Consider the following 19,184-nt stretch of genomic DNA (forward strand, 5'->3'; position numbering starts at 1 on the left):
TCTGTCCCGACTCCTGCATGGATTTTTCAACGCTTCCGCCCGGCTGATCGATGTGCTCAAAAAAAAACGATTCCAAACGGTACGCGGCGGTCATGACGACGCTCCATTTGGCCGACTGGCTGGCGTCTGGAGGCGTCGCCTCGGTCGAGGGATTGTACTTGAAAGCGGGCGGCGCAAAGCTGGAGCGTTTTTTGAACCATCGCTCCGAGTCGGAGGGAAAAGCGTTTGTCTGGCGAGCTTTTCAGGTGGCAGCGGGGCGGGCGGGAGCTTCCGGTTTTTGGTTGCGGGCGCCGACCGGGACGGGAAAGACGGAAGCGCTCCTTCGATGGGCGGGCGATGCCAACCGGGTGATCTATCTGCTTCCGACGCAGGCGACGGTCAATGCGATGTGGCGACGGTTAAGGCATATCTACGGCGACGATGCTGTCGGGCTGGCCCATGGCCGGGCTTCGTACATGCTGCGGAAATCCGCCTTCGAAGAAACGTTGGACGACCGCTCAGAGAACGTACGGCTGTTGAGCCGCGTTTTTGCTCGCCCGGTCACGGTCGCGACGCTGGATCAGTGGCTTTTGGCCCATCTTCACGGACGACATTGGGAAGAGCGACGTTTTTTGTCCAGGGAGGCGGCCGTCATCCTGGATGAAATCCATGCTTACGAGCCTTATATGCTGGGACTCCTCTGGGCGGCGCTTGAAAGGGAGCGTCCACGCCGAATCGCTTTGGCCAGCGCCACGCTTCCGGAGGCGCTGATGGAACGGTTTCAGGAGATCGTATCCTTGGATCGGATCGTAGAAGCCGAACCGCCGCTTTGGAATCGGCGTCGTCACCGGGTCGAGCTTCGTCCCGGAAGTCTGGTGGAGCGGATGGACGAGATCGTCGAGTTTGCCCGAGCCGGCCAAGCGGTCCTCGTCGTCGCCAACACCGTGGAGGAGGCGCAGCGGCTATACCGCGCTTTGAAAGAGGAGGTTCGGTGGCCGAAACTCCATCTCTATCATGGTCGATTTATCTTTCGCGACCGCGAGCGGCGGGAGCAGACCGTCGCGCATCCGGTGCCCGGCACGATTTTTGTGGCGACGCAGGTGGTGGAGGTCAGCCTGGATATCTCATACGATGTGCTCATGACGGACCTGGCGCCGGTCGATGCGCTCGTCCAGCGCATGGGACGGGTCAACCGGTCCGGGAATCGAGCCCCTGCGCCGGTTGTCATTTACGAAGATGGGTCGGCGATCGCCCGGGGGCGCGTGTATGATGAAGAAGTGTTGGCGCTCAGTCGCTCGATCCTCAAAAACCTTCCGCCAGAGCCGACGGATCGAGACTGGCTGGACGCTAATGAAGAAGTCTATCGCGCTTATCTTAGGAGTCATGCGTGGCAGGATGCCTTTCGAGAGGGACGGGAAAATCTCGAATGGGTTCAAACGGCGCTCGGGACGTTTACCATCGATCTTTCCGATGAGGAGATGCTCCAGCGCTTTGTGACGCGACGGGGTTCGTTGTCGGTCGATGTCATTCCGCTTCGTTTCGTCGATGAGGCGCTTCGGTTGATCGAGCAAGGAGACCGGTGGAGGATGGTCGAATTTCAGGTACCGGTGCGGATTCAGTGGTTGCACGCGTATCGCGAAGCGTTTGAACATTATGCCAGTCTCGATACGCTTGTAACGCAGCTTCCCTATGACGATGAACTTGGCCTCTTGAGCCGTTCGCTGGCCGATGAGTGGGGGATCGGCGCTTCTTCCGGTCCGTTGATCCTCTCGTAGGAATGATGTTTGACAGTTTTTGCTTTGTTGCTTTGATTCTTTTGTATGGGCTTTGACGTGGAAGGAATACTGTCGTCGATCCCCAATCGAGCGAAAATCCCGGGGGATCGACGACATCTTGATATTTGGCGAAAATCCTGTTATGATGATGCCAGAGCGGCGAATGTTCCAGGGTAGCGCAGCGGATCTTTTTTGCGGTAAAGGATTAGCGTGCTTTATGATTAACGTTATTTTTGGGGTTTGCAGCCTACCTATGAGGGATTGAAACGCGGAAGCTTTCGCAGTTCCGCCGCGATGGCCTCAGGTTTGCAGCCTACCTATGAGGGATTGAAACTCGCCGACGCACTCCTTTCCTCCGCAAAAGACCCGGTTTGCAGCCTACCTATGAGGGATTGAAACGCGCAGGTGGTCGGCTACTTTGATGGCAATCGCTAGGTTTGCAGCCTACCTATGAGGGATTGAAACGTGATTGGCAGGATCCCAAGACTGACTGGAAAGCTGGTTTGCAGCCTACCTATGAGGGATTGAAACGTTGATAGAGACGACAGAGAACCATATCCACGATACCAGTTTGCAGCCTACCTATGAGGGATTGAAACCCTGCATCGCCGTCGCCGAGGCCGCCACCGCCTGCGTTTGCAGCCTACCTATGAGGGATTGAAACTTTAGGCGCTGTCGTCGCGGTTGGCGCTTGTGCTGGGGTTTGCAGCCTACCTATGAGGGATTGAAACTAATGCCCACGATTTCCTTGTTGCTCGGGCTTTGCTGGTTTGCAGCCTACCTATGAGGGATTGAAACTCTGCTCGGTCCTCGGGTCAGTATAGTTGATGCCTCGTTTGCAGCCTACCTATGAGGGATTGAAACAGTTAAACGACAGGGCCGGAATCTGGGATGACAAACGTTTGCAGCCTACCTATGAGGGATTGAAACGACGTCTACGTCCGCGAAGCGGATTCGCTTCGACATGTTTGCAGCCTACCTATGAGGGATTGAAACAAAAACTGCAATTAAACTGAAACGCGGTAGGATGTCAGTTTGCAGCCTACCTATGAGGGATTGAAACTTCGCTGATGAAGTCTTTTAGGAATATGCGATCAGGGGTTTGCAGCCTACCTATGAGGGATTGAAACATCGTAGGCCTTGGCTGGTTGTACTCACATTGGATCGGTTTGCAGCCTACCTATGAGGGATTGAAACGCAAGAGAAGGACCTGTACCCAACCGCGCGCCTCGTTTGCAGCCTACCTATGAGGGATTGAAACCTCATCATGCGACATCCCTTTAGTCCGCGCTAAGATGTTTGCAGCCTACCTATGAGGGATTGAAACAGGCGGTGTGGGTGCCGCCGCTAGCAAATGAGAGAAGGTTTGCAGCCTACCTATGAGGGATTGAAACGCAGCTTCCAGCAGATCTTCATAGGACACTCTGCCATGTTTGCAGCCTACCTATGAGGGATTGAAACGTGGTCCGGCTTTAGCACCCAGTCGAAGTCTGCGCGCGTTTGCAGCCTACCTATGAGGGATTGAAACCAGGCAACAAAGGCGTCGGGTGCGCCCTGCAGGCGGGTTTGCAGCCTACCTATGAGGGATTGAAACAAATCTACGCGCCGCTAAACAGTACATCGACCTCGGGTTTGCAGCCTACCTATGAGGGATTGAAACGTATAAAGTAATTAATATAACCCAAATATTGACCGGGTTTGCAGCCTACCTATGAGGGATTGAAACGCGTTTGGTTTTTTGTTTCCACTAGCGCCGGCGCTTGTTTGCAGCCTACCTATGAGGGATTGAAACATCTCTACTATTAAAAAACACGCCCGCTTCATCGACAAGTTTGCAGCCTACCTATGAGGGATTGAAACCTCGGCTCGGTCATCTCGGATCTCTGAGTAGGATCGGGTTTGCAGCCTACCTATGAGGGATTGAAACGTGGAGGACGGCGAATCCGCGAATTGTGGAATTCTGGTTTGCAGCCTACCTATGAGGGATTGAAACAGCGGGCGCTCGCGATGAACACATGGCGGCTTATCGTTTGCAGCCTACCTATGAGGGATTGAAACGAATGGAGCGGCCACTCAGATGAGGCGGCGCTTTCTCGTTTGCAGCCTACCTATGAGGGATTGAAACCCGGTGTTCCGGTGCGTGTCGTTTCCGATCGCTTGGGGTTTGCAGCCTACCTATGAGGGATTGAAACGCTGTATTCGTTACCCCAACAACGTCTGGGTTCCCGAGGTTTGCAGCCTACCTATGAGGGATTGAAACTGGTTTGTCGCCAAGGATGTGTGCGAGATATTGGAAAGTTTGCAGCCTACCTATGAGGGATTGAAACGCGCAGCATCAGAACGATCAGAAACGCAACAATTGCGTTTGCAGCCTACCTATGAGGGATTGAAACTCCCCTCAATCTTCATCACATTTCCTCCCATCATATGGTTTGCAGCCTACCTATGAGGGATTGAAACTCGGACGAGTCGGTTGCTGAGGTTATTTGCAAAAAGGGTTTGCAGCCTACCTATGAGGGATTGAAACTGGTTTTTTTCGATGCCATGGCGAGCATTTCGTAAGTTTGCAGCCTACCTATGAGGGATTGAAACTCGACGCTTAAGATGCAACCCGCTCCGATCGCGCCGGGTTTGCAGCCTACCTATGAGGGATTGAAACGGGCGTTTAGTGGAGCGGATTTCCACGACGCCGTATGTTTGCAGCCTACCTATGAGGGATTGAAACAGCGAACCGCGCGCTGGATCACCGCCGCGGTTTGTAGTTTGCAGCCTACCTATGAGGGATTGAAACCGGGAACGCGATCGTTGCGGTTGAGACTGACGGCGCGTTTGCAGCCTACCTATGAGGGATTGAAACTCGGCGGTGCCGACCATACGCGAATCAACATCAAAAAGTTTGCAGCCTACCTATGAGGGATTGAAACACGGTCGTCGCTGACGAAATCGTCGAGACGCTGCAAAGGTTTGCAGCCTACCTATGAGGGATTGAAACTCCAGCATTGACGTGCAAAGGAGAAGGGTCGTGATCGGTTTGCAGCCTACCTATGAGGGATTGAAACCTCCGAGTTTCTTGCCTTCCTCCCATTCGACGATTCGTTTGCAGCCTACCTATGAGGGATTGAAACTTTGGATTGGCGACGATGCGATTTAGCTTGTCCAGGAGTTTGCAGCCTACCTATGAGGGATTGAAACCAGGTGTTGAGAACCCGCGATCCGTCGCCCAGCTTAAAGTTTGCAGCCTACCTATGAGGGATTGAAACGAATTCTCGTAAGCCTTGTCTTCATTGGCTTTTTCGGTTTGCAGCCTACCTATGAGGGATTGAAACCCATATTGCGCATGCGCGCTAGTGGGTATAAACTAAGTTTGCAGCCTACCTATGAGGGATTGAAACTGTACTCTTTGTCGACTTTTGCTCTTTCTATATTTTCGTTTGCAGCCTACCTATGAGGGATTGAAACTCATCTCCGCGTAGGCGCCCTCGATCGCCCTGACGATCGTTTGCAGCCTACCTATGAGGGATTGAAACATGAAGCGATGCGATCGATCAGGGCAGTTTTTGAGTTTGCAGCCTACCTATGAGGGATTGAAACATCGAACATTACAGAATCGTTCAGTTTGACTATCCGTTTGCAGCCTACCTATGAGGGATTGAAACTTGACGACTGAGGTTGCAAAACATAATCTCCACCAACGTTTGCAGCCTACCTATGAGGGATTGAAACTCAGGAAGATTCCCCCTAGCTTCACGCCACGGTTTTTCGTTTGCAGCCTACCTATGAGGGATTGAAACCTGCGTGACGAAACGCGATGGCCTGTCCATCAAAATAGTTTGCAGCCTACCTATGAGGGATTGAAACGCACCTCGGCCAGGTCGTCGGCCGGCGTTTCGCCCAGTTTGCAGCCTACCTATGAGGGATTGAAACGACGAACGAAGTGGCGGATTCCTGCACACATGGGCAGTTTGCAGCCTACCTATGAGGGATTGAAACCCGTTGTGCTAAACTTACAACGGACCACTAGGTTCCGGTTTGCAGCCTACCTATGAGGGATTGAAACGGGGGTGTTTCCCTGGGTTGCGGCAGTCGGGGTTGCCGCGTTTGCAGCCTACCTATGAGGGATTGAAACAAGCGCTTATGTATCGAAGACGGATTATTCGTGAGGCGTTTGCAGCCTACCTATGAGGGATTGAAACTCACCTTACCGCGCCGCGGCGATTCGGGACGCGGAGGTTTGCAGCCTACCTATGAGGGATTGAAACGTGGGAACCTATTAGAAATCTGGGTGTTGTTATCACGTTTGCAGCCTACCTATGAGGGATTGAAACAGTCAGTCTAAGAACCCAGCGGACGGCGTACCAGATGGTTTGCAGCCTACCTATGAGGGATTGAAACTTTTATCCCCTCCATGCTTCTTATTATACATCAAAAAGTTTGCAGCCTACCTATGAGGGATTGAAACATCGCCGCCTTGAGAAGGCGATTGCACCTGTGCGACGTTTGCAGCCTACCTATGAGGGATTGAAACGCTGTGTTTCTGCTAATAGGTCAGCACGAGGATAAGGTTTGCAGCCTACCTATGAGGGATTGAAACGAGAAAATCGGCGCATCTGCCGCAAGCCGCCCTGAGTTTGCAGCCTACCTATGAGGGATTGAAACTGCGGTACATCTCAATGAGCTGCTGTATGTGCTTTTCGTTTGCAGCCTACCTATGAGGGATTGAAACTCTGGCCGCGGTTCAAAAGTTCCTGAATCACCTTCGTTTGCAGCCTACCTATGAGGGATTGAAACACGTCCTCATCGGCCTGGCGCGCCGGGTCGCCGCGGTTTGCAGCCTACCTATGAGGGATTGAAACCACGAATTACTGAAGGCGTTCGAAGAAGTAACGAAAGTTTGCAGCCTACCTATGAGGGATTGAAACCTGCGGCCAATGCTTGCGGATCGGAAAAATCATTCCGTTTGCAGCCTACCTATGAGGGATTGAAACGATTCCCGGAAAACCTTGATACACAAGGCTTTCCGGGTTTGCAGCCTACCTATGAGGGATTGAAACACTTTGAATAGACAATTTTAAAATTATCTTTGGAAGTTTGCAGCCTACCTATGAGGGATTGAAACTTTGCTGTTTTTTAGGCGGACGCCCGCGCCGTTTAGTTTGCAGCCTACCTATGAGGGATTGAAACCTGTCGCTTGTGCCGTCGCGACCGCGACCGGCGCTTGGTTTGCAGCCTACCTATGAGGGATTGAAACTAGATAAGCGGTAGTCTTTCATCGTCTGCTTAAACATGTTTGCAGCCTACCTATGAGGGATTGAAACTTCTGCCCGACCACAAAACTATCGTCCTTTGTGATAGTTTGCAGCCTACCTATGAGGGATTGAAACTTCGTAAAGTTAGGGAACGTTATGGTCGTGACTGGCAGTTTGCAGCCTACCTATGAGGGATTGAAACCTCGCAAACGATCGCCCCCTTTTCGGCGTCTGGTAGTTTGCAGCCTACCTATGAGGGATTGAAACGGCAAAGCTCCCGATACTCACAGCTTCGGCAGACCCGGTTTGCAGCCTACCTATGAGGGATTGAAACTTTGCAGAAGCTCCCGCAGCCGCATGACCTTATCGTTTGCAGCCTACCTATGAGGGATTGAAACCTCTTCGGCCGCGGCGGCCTTAGCCTGAGCCTCAGCGTTTGCAGCCTACCTATGAGGGATTGAAACTCCGCATGGCGAACCCCGCCGGCGGTCTTCCGTGGAACGGTTTGCAGCCTACCTATGAGGGATTGAAACGTGTTGTCTATGTCCAGAAGCTTCGCCACCTCCTCCGTTTGCAGCCTACCTATGAGGGATTGAAACTTGCAGGGGCGGTGTTTGTCCCCACATAAAAATACCCGTTTGCAGCCTACCTATGAGGGATTGAAACACTTCCTTTAGTTCCCTCCTTTTAAGTTCTTTAAGATCGTTTGCAGCCTACCTATGAGGGATTGAAACGAGATAACGACTTCCGACCTTGGGCGCCCTTGACAGGTTTGCAGCCTACCTATGAGGGATTGAAACACGATACAGCTCCTTAAATCCGTCAGCCCGCCGCTGTTTGCAGCCTACCTATGAGGGATTGAAACGCGCCGACCTTGGATGGCTGGGCGCATGGGTGCGGAGTTTGCAGCCTACCTATGAGGGATTGAAACATTGGATAGCCTGTCCCTAACGTGGTCCGAATTGGAGGTTTGCAGCCTACCTATGAGGGATTGAAACAGTACATCAATCTCCGATGGTTCGGGCGCATCCTCGGTTTGCAGCCTACCTATGAGGGATTGAAACCAGTAACACAGGATCTAACAACTCCTTCGCCTTATGTTTGCAGCCTACCTATGAGGGATTGAAACTTTCACGGGCGGAGGGCATTGCTGTGTCGGCCGGGGTTTGCAGCCTACCTATGAGGGATTGAAACCCCGACGGGCGGTTTCGATTTGCCGGGTGAGCTTTTCCAGTTTGCAGCCTACCTATGAGGGATTGAAACCAAATCTAAAAAGCTATCTACTGATTCGATCTTGCCGTTTGCAGCCTACCTATGAGGGATTGAAACACCGCAAGCGCAAGCACAAGCGCCGAAACGGCGCAGTGTTTGCAGCCTACCTATGAGGGATTGAAACAATAGCTCTGGGACGCTTTTCTGTACCGGGAAATACGTTTGCAGCCTACCTATGAGGGATTGAAACAGTGGTACTAAATATTATGTGCTAACGGAGGACGCCGTTTGCAGCCTACCTATGAGGGATTGAAACTTTATTCACCCCCGCTGTTTGGTCGCCCCGGCGGGAGTTTGCAGCCTACCTATGAGGGATTGAAACGAATAACGCTGTACGCCCCTTTGTCCTCAGCCCGCGGTTTGCAGCCTACCTATGAGGGATTGAAACCCCGTGGCAGGTGGTATTGACATGATCTTAAAAGGGGTTTGCAGCCTACCTATGAGGGATTGAAACTTACGAAGACGTAATCGATATTTTAATTTCTTCTAGCGTTTGCAGCCTACCTATGAGGGATTGAAACTCTTTGACCCGCACGATCGATAAGCTCGTCTCCCGAGTTTGCAGCCTACCTATGAGGGATTGAAACAAAGCGCGAGAGGAACGACAGCCGTTACACCAGACAGTTTGCAGCCTACCTATGAGGGATTGAAACAAGGAAGCAAAGAAAGGAATTCCTGATCGGTGGATTGTTTGCAGCCTACCTATGAGGGATTGAAACCACATATTTTCCCTCCCCTACCAACGGCGCAGGCGGTTTGCAGCCTACCTATGAGGGATTGAAACTCCATCATTTGATGATTAAACAGGCGCAGTCGACCGTTTGCAGCCTACCTATGAGGGATTGAAACTTGTCTAACCCCTCCGCATGATTTTGTGTGAACCGGGTTTGCAGCCTACCTATGAGGGATTGAAACAGATGCAGTTCTGAGAAAGGAGCGACGGAGATGCTTGTTTGCAGCCTACCTATGAGGGATTGAAACTTTTATCCCCTCCATATCTTTATTACATACCAAAAGGTTTGCAGCCTACCTATGAGGGATTGAAACACGTGCTGGAGTCCATCCAGGCGTAGGCGGTAAGTACGTTTGCAGCCTACCTATGAGGGATTGAAACCGATGAGTTTGAGTTCCGCTTCGCTTAAGGGTTTGCGGTTTGCAGCCTACCTATGAGGGATTGAAACCCGCCGCGGCTGGACCGTTCCGCGGCAGGGACGGCCGTTTGCAGCCTACCTATGAGGGATTGAAACACTGTGCAGGTGACGACAGGGCCGATCCAACACGGGTTTGCAGCCTACCTATGAGGGATTGAAACATATGGACAAGGAGCTCTTGACGGCAAAGCAACAAGTTTGCAGCCTACCTATGAGGGATTGAAACAACGAGCCGTTACGTCTTCGGCCGTAATGACAGCCGAGTTTGCAGCCTACCTATGAGGGATTGAAACACGCTGAGGCGGCGTTTCGGACGCTCGCCGCGATCGTTTGCAGCCTACCTATGAGGGATTGAAACCTCCATCGCTTACGTCCGGGCCGCAGCCGACGCAGTGTTTGCAGCCTACCTATGAGGGATTGAAACACAGTTCGATTGCGTTTTTCAGGGCAGCCGGGACAGTTTGCAGCCTACCTATGAGGGATTGAAACGTGACGATCAGTTCGAGGCCGTCGGCGCGTAAGACGGTTTGCAGCCTACCTATGAGGGATTGAAACTCGTCGGGACCGGCCGGCGGCGCGAGCTGACCGGGGTTTGCAGCCTACCTATGAGGGATTGAAACTTCTTGCCGATCTCGGCATGGCCACAATCGAGCAACGTTTGCAGCCTACCTATGAGGGATTGAAACGTCGCGGCGATCGGCCCTTATTGCGAGCGCGTCCGCTGTTTGCAGCCTACCTATGAGGGATTGAAACAATCCCAACGGCCACAAGATAGGCGCCAAGAATCGAGTTTGCAGCCTACCTATGAGGGATTGAAACCGTTCTTGCGGATTTACGATAAGGCGCTTGAGCAGGGGTTTGCAGCCTACCTATGAGGGATTGAAACGAAATGCGATCAAATAGCGATACAACGTACAACCCCGTTTGCAGCCTACCTATGAGGGATTGAAACAGCGCAAAACCGCTAACAACGCCAACAATGACTCCGTTTGCAGCCTACCTATGAGGGATTGAAACTCCGAATCGAGGCCGACTTCTGGCGCCTGGTCGAAAGTTTGCAGCCTACCTATGAGGGATTGAAACCGGAACGTTCAACCAGGCCACCCTGCCGGTTCCTACGGTTTGCAGCCTACCTATGAGGGATTGAAACGGATCACCCGGACATGCGAGACGTGTTGTTTCTGGAGTTTGCAGCCTACCTATGAGGGATTGAAACTGATCCGACGCAAGATCATGGCCGCGAAACTCGATCAGTTTGCAGCCTACCTATGAGGGATTGAAACTGTACACATAAGAGCACTTATGCGCACATGGGCAGTGTTTGCAGCCTACCTATGAGGGATTGAAACTGGTGGCGGATTGATGGGTTGGGTGTTCCAGGACCGTTTGCAGCCTACCTATGAGGGATTGAAACCGGCCGTCGTTCCTCTCGCGCTTCTTGTCGGCGGCGGTTTGCAGCCTACCTATGAGGGATTGAAACTGGCAATCAAGACAGTCCTCAGGGAACTGCTCGGGCGGTTTGCAGCCTACCTATGAGGGATTGAAACAGGATGAGGAAAATCGTAAAGTCGAGCAGAATAAAGTTTGCAGCCTACCTATGAGGGATTGAAACGTCCAAATACCATCAAAAAGATATATCCTATTCCGTTTGCAGCCTACCTATGAGGGATTGAAACAGCGCCACCAGAACGGTCCCCGCCGCATGTAAAACCTGTTTGCAGCCTACCTATGAGGGATTGAAACGATCGAAAATCTAAGCATCTTAATTTTGCAGTCTAAGTTTGCAGCCTACCTATGAGGGATTGAAACCGATGCCCACCTCGCAAACGATTCAATGCTTTAGAAGTTTGCAGCCTACCTATGAGGGATTGAAACAGAATTGGTAAATAAGGGGGTCGAGATACTATGCGCGTTTGCAGCCTACCTATGAGGGATTGAAACATGGGAGCGCGGTTGGGTCGTGACGCGCTGGCGCGTTTGCAGCCTACCTATGAGGGATTGAAACGGTCGTCATACACCAAGCACCACCTTCGTGGCGTAGTTTGCAGCCTACCTATGAGGGATTGAAACCGAGACTTGCTCAAGTATTTAGCGAGATAAAGGCCGAGTTTGCAGCCTACCTACGAGGGATTGAAACGCACGGCAAAGGCGTCGACACCGGTTTCCGCCGGCGTTTGCAGCCTACCTATGAGGGATTGAAACTTGCGGCGATGGCTTTTTCCGGCGGGTTAACTTCTCCGACGTTTGCAGCCTACCTATGAGGGATTGAAACTCAACGCTGTTCACCTGTTCACGCGAGTCCTGAAACCGTTTGCAGCCTACCTATGAGGGATTGAAACGTTTTCGCCCGCCTTGAGGCCCGCGTCGATCAGCACGTTTGCAGCCTACCTATGAGGGATTGAAATCCAGCATGTTCCCATTTGTCTCGATGTTGACGTCCTATGCTCAAGAGTTCGTTCGCCAGGTAAAAAAGCGTTTGCAGCTTACCTATGAGATGATTTTAAAATCTGAATATATTTCAATTTTAGTTTTAGCAAGCGCGGTTATAATAACGACATGAGTTTGTGCTTTAAGAAAATATAAAGCATAAAATGCGTGACCGTATTGACAAATTTAGATCGTTGTCGGCAGGATTTTTCTTGCTTGCGAAGAACTACTATGATCAGACGGATATCTTCAATCAGACGGATATCTGCATCGAACTCAATCCAGCTTTATCTTCAGCTTCATCTTTTGGAGGTGTTTATGACAGGCGGAAATTAGAGCTACACGTTGAGTTCGATTGCCGATGAAAGGATGCTGAAGATGCAATTGAAGTTGACGTTAACGGCACCGGAGCCGATTCAACTGCCTTTTGAACATAACCATATCCTTCAAGCCATCATCTATCGTTGGATCGATCATCCCGGTTTGCGAGCCTATTTGCATGATCATGGATTCATTTTCGAAAAGCGGCCGTTTAAGCTGTTTGTTTTTTCCAGATTGATGGGAAAGATATCCGTCCGTGAGGACAAAAAGGGGATTGTTTTTCATCCTCCTTTCCGAATGGTGATCGCTTCTCCGATTGAAAGGCTCGTTCACGAGTTGGCCGCAGGGCTTTTGAAACGTCCGGAGATTCACATCAACGGCCAAAACGCGGTCGTAGAGAGCGTTGAAGCAGTATCGACCGTCGTCGCCGATCGTTCGATCACCGTTCGGGCCATCTCGCCGATTACGGTGTATAGCCGTCTAGAGTCGTCGGGAAGACCGTTCACGTATTACTACTCCCCCTTCGAATCTCGCTTTGAGGCGCTGGTTCGACACAACTTACGCAAAAAATACATCCTCGTTTTTGCGCGGCCGCCGGAAGATCCATCATTTCAAGTTGAACCGATTTATGTCCACAAGGAAGACCAAAAAATCGTCCGTTTCCGGGGGACGATCATTAAGGGGTGGTTGGGGACGTATCGGTTGACGGGCGATCCCAAACTGCTGGAACTGGCGTTAAGCGCCGGATTGGGTTCCAAAAATTCACAGGGATTCGGTTGCGTGGTGCCGACGTTGGCCTCGGAACGAAACAAAACCGGGCATCCCGTTCGCTAATCACCACGGTTGAGACATGGTTGTGGTCAAAAGCTTAAAACTCCTGAGGTAGAGGTTGATGCATGAACTCTATTCCGAAGTCACGCCGCTGACCGGTTCGCTTCTTTATCATTGGGTGGTCTGTTCCCGGTCGGCTTGGCTTTATTCGCGGCAGATCACGCCGGATCGTGATCACGGGGATCTGAGCCTCGGCCGCTGGATCGCGAAGACGGCTTATCCGCGGAAAGAGGCGCGAGAAGTGAGCCTGCCCGGCGCCAAGATCGACGTGCTCGACACAGACGGGGGTACCGTCATCGTCGTCGAGGTTAAAAAATCCTCTCGAATGGTCAAAGGCGCGCGCCTGCAGGTTCTGTTTTACCTCTGGCGGCTGAAGGAACACGGAATCTCGGCCCGCGGCGAGATCCGGGTGCCGAAGGAACGGAAACGGCTCGACGTCTTCCTGGATGGAGAAGGGGAGGCCCATTTGCTCGCCTCGATCCGCGCGCTTGGCGAGGTGCTGGCGCGGCCGAGCCCGCCCCCGGCGGCCTGGATCCCATCCTGTCGATCGTGCGCTTTTCTGGAATTTTGCTGGGTGGATGAGCCCGAGGATCCGGCACCGGAGACGGAGGATCAGGCGCCGGAGGTTCAAGAAGCGTAAGGGAAAATGGTTGGACGACGAGGGTGGGGCCGGTGAAGGAGACGCTGTACATCACCGGAAGCGGCCGCTTAAGCCGAAAAGACCGGACGCTTCGCTTTGACCGGGAAGGAGACGATCGGCCGCGCTATGTGCCGATCGAGCGGATCCAGGACATCTTCATTTTCGGTGAGGTGGAGCTGAACAAGCGGTTTTTGGAGTTTATGACGCAGCACCTCATCCCGATCCACTTTTTCAATCGTTACGGCCATTACGTCGGGACGTATTATCCCCGGGAGCATTATAGCTCCGGCCATCTGCTGCTGCGGCAGGTGATGCATTATCTCGATGATGAGCGGCGCCTTACGCTCGCCCGCAAGTTCGTCGCAGGGAGCCTCTTTCATCTGCAACAGGTTCTCCGGTATTACATTCGGCGCGGGCATTCGGCGATCGAGCCGCTGGCCGAAGAGATCGCGGGGCACCAGGCGCGCCTGGAGGAGCTCACCCGCGTTCCGCAGCTCATGCAGGCCGAGGGGCAGGCGTGGGAAGTATATTATCGCGCCATGGATGCGATCCTCGACGGAACCGAGTTCGCCTTCGTTCGCCGGAGTCGTCGTCCGCCGCACAATGCCTTGAACGCGCTCCTTTCGTTTGCCAATACGCTTCTGTACACGGCGATCCTGTCGGAAATTTACAAAACTCATCTCGATCCGCGCATTGGCTATTTGCATGAGACGAATTTCCGGCGGTTTACGCTTCACCTGGACGTGGCGGAGGTGTTCAAACCGATCCTCGCCGATCGTCTCGTCATCCGTCTCGTGCAGAAGAAGCAGATTCAGCCGAAGCACTTCACCGCCACGCTCGGTGGGATTTATCTCACCGAAGAAGGGCGAAAGATTGTGCTTCAGGCGTGGGAGGAGCGGATGAAAGCGACGTTTCATCACCGCCCGTTAAAACGCAATGTCAGCTATCGTCGCCTTTTGCGGCTGGAGCTGTATAAGCTCGAAAAGCATTTTCTGGGGGATGCCGAATACGTTCCCTTTCGGGCCCGGTGGTGAGCGGCCGAGCCCGCTTGATGAGCGGACGCGTTCCCATGGTTCTGCTCGCTGGGGCGAAACGGGTGACGAGGTGCGGTGAAGCACAGGCGGGCCGAGGCGAGGATGAACGCCTAAAGGCAAAGGACCGCGGGAACCGTCCCGGACGGCACAGGAAGGAGGGAAAACGAATCTACGTCATCTTCGTCTACGACGTGCACGTCGATCGGGTGGCTCGGGTGCTGAAAACGGCCCGGCGGTATCTGACGTGGGTACAGAATTCGGTGCTCGAAGGGGAGCTTACGGCGGCGCAGTTCGAGCGGCTGCAAGACGAGCTGAAGAAGATCATCGATCCGGAAGAGGATGCGCTCCTTTTCTACGTTTTGCGGTCCGCCGGGGACGTCCGCCGGCGAAAACTCGGGCGGGAGAAGGCGGAAACGGCGTTTTTCTTGTAGGGTAAAGGACGGGGGCGAAAGGGAGGAGGCGCGGTGGCGCGGAAGTTGATTTCGTTTTTGGGGACAAGCTCGTATCTAACCGCTCATTACCACTTTCGGGGAAAGCAAAGTCGGGGTACCTCTTATGTTCAAGTGGCCCTTTATGAATTTTTGCTTACGGAATATGATCCGGACGACCGGTTGATCGTGCTGGTCACGGATGGCGCGTATGAGACGAACTGGATCGGCGATGACAAACTGGAGGCCCAACTTCGGCGGGCGCTGGCTGAGTTTGGACGCGGGCATACGATGGACCGAAATGTTCGCTCAATCCCGATCCCAGACGGTGACGATGAACAATCCCTCTGGGAGATCTACAAAATTGTCCTGGATAATATTCACCATAGTGATAGAGTGATTTTTGATATTACCCATGCTTTTCGGTATCTCCCATTTTTTGTTTCCTCCGTTCTTCAGTATGCGCGTTTTTTGAAAGATGCGTCCATCGAAGGGATTTATTACGGAAAATTTAACGGTTCCGATCAAGAAAATCCAATCATTGACCTCATGCCGTTTGTCACACTCCTCGACTGGGCGATGGCAACCGAGGATTTTTTACGTTCCGGAAACGCCGACGCGCTGGAGGCGATCGTCCGTGACGCCCGGCGCCGTTATTTTACCGCCGGCAAAAGAAGGGACATCGCCGATCGGTCCGGGAGGGAGGAAGACGAGAAGGCGCTCAAAGCCCATCAGCGGCTCGTCGACGCGTTGAAATCCTTCACCGACGCGATGCGCACGTGTCGGGCGCCTGAACTCATCGATCTGGCGAACCGGGTGAAGGAAGCGCTCCGGGAAGCGGAAGCGCAGACGATCTCCTTTTTGCCGCTTTTAAACCCGCTGCTCGCAAAGGTGAAGGAAAAGTTGGAGGGACGGTTTGTCGATCCGGTCCATGTGCAGCTGGACGCCGCCCGGTGGAGCCGGGAGCACGGGATGATCCAGCAGGCGTATACGTTTTTGCGGGAAGGGGTGATCACCCTGGCGGCGCATGCGACCGGCATCGATGCGGACGACGAAGTGGCTCGTGAACAAGTCGTCGGACCGGTGTTGTCCAGTATGGTGAGATTTGGCAAGGTTGCTGAGCCGGAAGGTGGCGCTTCAGGAAACAGGGCGGAAAACGCTTCCCCGGCTCGGGCGGACGTCGAAGAACGGCTTCGCCCGTATCAGGATCTCATCAAAGAGGGCTACGGTCGACTAATGGACGATCGAAACAGCCTCAACCACGCCGGTATACGTAAGGGGAGCCGTCCCGAGGCGGAAAAACTGATCCGCGGGCTCGAGCATCTTCTCACCTGGGCAAAAACCCTTGACGAAACGCTGGCGCCGGAGATCGAGCGGGTGGGGCGGCGCGGGTCGCCGAAGACGCCTGCAGCGGAGCCGGATGGGGAGCCGACGGGCGCATCGGGCCGGAAGCACCCGGCGTCGTCCCCGGAACCGGAGGGCCCCCCTGCGTCCATGACCGGTGAGCCGGCGCCGCCGGGACGTCCGCCGGCGTCCCCGGAAGGAAGGCCGGCGGCTTCCGGCGAATGCGGGGGCCGACAGCTTCTGATCGTCATGTCGCATGCGCTTCTTCCCGAGCAAAAGCGGGAGGCCGAGGAGCGGTTCGGCGTGACGACGTTCGTTCAGCTCCCGGAGGATCTTCAGGCCCGTTGGTCCAACGTCGATCCGGAACTTTCGCGCCTCGATGACTGGCTTCGGCCGATTGCGGTTTGGATGGAGGAGACCGGACACCCGGGGGATTACGTCCTCATTCAGGGAGAGTATGGGGCGACGGTCTGGCTGGTGGCGAGAGCGCGCCGGGCCGGGCTCGTTCCGATCTACGCCACGACGCGGCGGGAGGTGCGGGAACGGCGCGAACCGGACGGGAGCGTGGTGACGGAGCGCATATTTCGCCATGTGCGGTTTCGCCTGTATCCGAAGGGGGATGAGGCATGACGTACGATTGGGCGTCTCTCCGGGATCGGCCGGCGGTCGTCGAGGAACGGTTTCCCCGGGAGGTGCTCACGCCGCTCATGATGCACGGCGCGCGCCGTTCGCAAGCGGAAAGCCGTCCGCCTTCGTTTAAAGGGGTATTCCGATCCTGGTGGCGGTGGCGCTCTCGGCGTTTGGCCGGTTGGTGATGGAAAAGGCGGTCCGGAGGAAGAGGCGCGGTATGAGGCTTACGAGGCCCGCTTCGGCGCGCCGTGCGGGATGTAGATCAGGCTCACACCCGCGGAAACGTCACGCCGCGCTGGCGCTGGTATTTGCCGCTCCGGTCGGCGTAGGTGACGCCGGGACGCGGACCGCGGAAAAAGATGATCTGCATGATCCCTTCGTGGGCGTACACTTTGGCCGGAAGGGGGGTGGCGTTCGAGATTTCGATCGTGATGTGCCCTTCCCAGCCCGGCTCGAGGGGGGTGACGTTGACGATGATGCCGGCGCGGGCGTACGTCGATTTGCCGAGGCAGATGCCGACGACGTCGTCCGGCAGGCGGAAGTATTCGAGGGAGCGGCCGAGGGCATAGCTGTTCGGCGGGATGATGACGGCTTCGTGGGGCCCGACTTCCTTTTTGACCATCGCCGACGACGGAAAATTCTTCGGATCGACGACAGCGGCGTCCAGCGAGGCAAAGATGTAAAATTCGCCGGCGATGCGGACGTCGTAGCCGAAGCTGGAGAGGCCGTAGGAGATGAGCTTGCGGCCGTCCACCTCCCGCACTTGCTCCGGCGTAAACGGTTCGATCATGCCGGCCGCGGCGAGCTCGGCGATGGCCGCGTCGTGCAGGACGGCGTAGCCGGCGTGCGCCGGGTGCCCGGTCGACCGATGGATGCCGTCCTCGTTTTGGGGGGCGTGATGCGGAGGGGCGTCTGGAATGGCGTCATGCTGGGGAGCGTTCTGGGAAGCATTCATTCGCTTGCATCCTTCCTGTCCGATTTGTCGCCGGGACCCGGACTCGGCCGCGTCGACGCGGTTCGGCGTGGCGACGCAACAGCGTTACCTGGCGTCTCGTGTCTCCGGCGCTATGGCGTAGCGACGCGTCGGCGCCGTCCGGCGTCTCGGATCGCTGCGTTTCGTTGCGCCGGTGCCCTGGGGCGGCAGCGCCGTCGGGGGTCCGGTCCCGGCGGGGATTCGGCTCGTTCGGGTGTCTGTGTTCATCCTAGCCGGCAAAGGGGATTTTGTCTACTGCCGGCGTGGGCATCTGCGGGCGGGAATTTTCCCATCACCGGCGTACGGGATTTTGCCCACGCTTCGGCCTGCCCACGCTTCGTCCATAATGCAAGGAAGATTCCCAGAACGTTGTCGCCTACTCAAGCACTCATGTTTCCCGTCTTAGCTATGAGCGAGGGGGAGGAATGCGTCTTGTGCGAAGAAGAGATTCGCCGCCTGAAGTCAGAACTTCAGGATCTGAGGGATGAAATCTTAGCGTTAAGGATGGCGATCATCGAGCTCGCGTATGCCAAGGTAACCGATCCGAAGTTTGCTTACTTTGACTGGCGAATCCGGTACGGCGTCGCTTTTGATGAGGAAAAAATCATGCGCCTGAACTGGGTCTTCCATGTCCTGACGGAGCGGATCAAGGAGGAACCGATCGAGCGAATCAAATCAATCCCCGGGATTTCCGATGCGGTCCTTTACCGGAAGGGACCGCCGACATACCGGGAAGCGTTAACATTATTGATGCAGGCGCTGGGCACGAAAAATGAGATCATGGTCGAGGAGTTAATTGAATCGCTCCAAAGCCAGGGTATATTGAGAGAATTGGTGGATTTCCTGTGCGATCGAAAGCGATCCGAAGTCAAAGCACGATCTGAAGACTCTTAAGTCGAATAAGAGAAAGAAAATAGATAAACAATTAGAGGTGGAGATGTAGCTCTGGCCCCGGCAACCGGCGGGGCTCCATGTCAAGAAGTGTGATCAGGCGATCCGATGAGCGAAGGGAATAAAGGCCAAAAGCATCTTCCGGACAACCCCTTCGCGATTTTTGAAGCCATCACGGATCCGGTTCCGCCGTTCGATCTTCGGGTGCACGCCCTCGGTGTCGCCGTTCGTCGTCCGCCAGG

The 19,184-nt window shown here is 54.4% G+C and carries 9 protein-coding genes and 1 CRISPR repeat array; of the genes, 8 read left to right on the forward strand and 1 reads right to left on the reverse strand.

The window, feature by feature from the left end; translation table 11 throughout:
- The first annotated feature begins 92 nt into the window (after positions 1-92).
- The 7 genes from cas3 to SA87_RS03220 all read left to right on the forward strand — a co-directional run bounded on the left by cas3 (position 93) and on the right by SA87_RS03220 (position 17,263).
- Positions 93-1,754 (forward strand): CRISPR-associated helicase Cas3', encoded by a 1,662-nt coding sequence (gene cas3, locus SA87_RS03190; protein ID WP_066199057.1) that lies wholly within the window; start codon positions 93-95, stop codon positions 1,752-1,754.
- 238 nt (positions 1,755-1,992) lie between these two features.
- A CRISPR array of direct repeats spans positions 1,993-11,828; the repeat unit is 30 nt; unit sequence GTTTGCAGCCTACCTATGAGGGATTGAAAC.
- Between the two features lie 400 nt (positions 11,829-12,228).
- Positions 12,229-13,005, forward strand: a complete 777-nt coding sequence (gene cas6, locus SA87_RS03195) for a CRISPR-associated endoribonuclease Cas6 (RefSeq protein ID WP_066199060.1) — start codon at positions 12,229-12,231, stop codon at positions 13,003-13,005.
- Positions 13,006-13,063: 58 nt separating this feature from the next.
- Positions 13,064-13,642, forward strand: a complete 579-nt coding sequence (gene cas4, locus SA87_RS03200; RefSeq protein WP_066199063.1) for a CRISPR-associated protein Cas4 — start codon at positions 13,064-13,066, stop codon at positions 13,640-13,642.
- Between the two features lie 32 nt (positions 13,643-13,674).
- Positions 13,675-14,676 carry a type I-B CRISPR-associated endonuclease Cas1b gene (gene cas1b, locus SA87_RS03205; protein WP_066199101.1) on the forward strand — a complete coding sequence of 334 codons (1,002 nt, stop codon included), beginning with the start codon at positions 13,675-13,677 and terminating at the stop codon, positions 14,674-14,676.
- A gap of 176 nt (positions 14,677-14,852) precedes the next feature.
- Complete coding sequence (gene cas2, locus SA87_RS13905) at positions 14,853-15,107, forward strand: CRISPR-associated endonuclease Cas2 (RefSeq protein WP_281180918.1); 255 nt, start codon at positions 14,853-14,855, stop codon at positions 15,105-15,107.
- Between the two features lie 33 nt (positions 15,108-15,140).
- Positions 15,141-17,078, forward strand: coding sequence for a CRISPR-associated protein Csx20 (gene csx20, locus SA87_RS03215; RefSeq protein ID WP_082718501.1), 1,938 nt, complete (start codon positions 15,141-15,143; stop codon positions 17,076-17,078).
- Positions 17,075-17,263, forward strand: a complete 189-nt coding sequence (locus SA87_RS03220) for a hypothetical protein (protein WP_066199071.1) — start codon at positions 17,075-17,077, stop codon at positions 17,261-17,263. The genes csx20 and SA87_RS03220 overlap by 4 nt, the downstream gene beginning before the upstream one ends.
- A gap of 83 nt (positions 17,264-17,346) precedes the next feature.
- Here the strand turns inward: SA87_RS03220 and dcd are convergent, their stop codons facing one another.
- Complete coding sequence (gene dcd / locus SA87_RS03225) at positions 17,347-18,033, reverse strand: dCTP deaminase (protein WP_082718500.1); 687 nt, start codon at positions 18,031-18,033, stop codon at positions 17,347-17,349.
- Positions 18,034-18,483: 450 nt separating this feature from the next.
- Between dcd and SA87_RS03230 the strand changes: the two genes are divergently transcribed.
- Entirely contained in the window at positions 18,484-18,945 is a 462-nt protein-coding gene (locus tag SA87_RS03230) for a hypothetical protein (protein ID WP_156423666.1), read from the forward strand.
- The last annotated feature ends 239 nt before the right edge of the window (positions 18,946-19,184 follow it).

The organism is Hydrogenibacillus schlegelii (assembly GCF_001653195.1).
Classification (GTDB): Bacteria; Bacillota; Bacilli; order Thermicanales; family DSM-22653; genus Hydrogenibacillus; species Hydrogenibacillus schlegelii.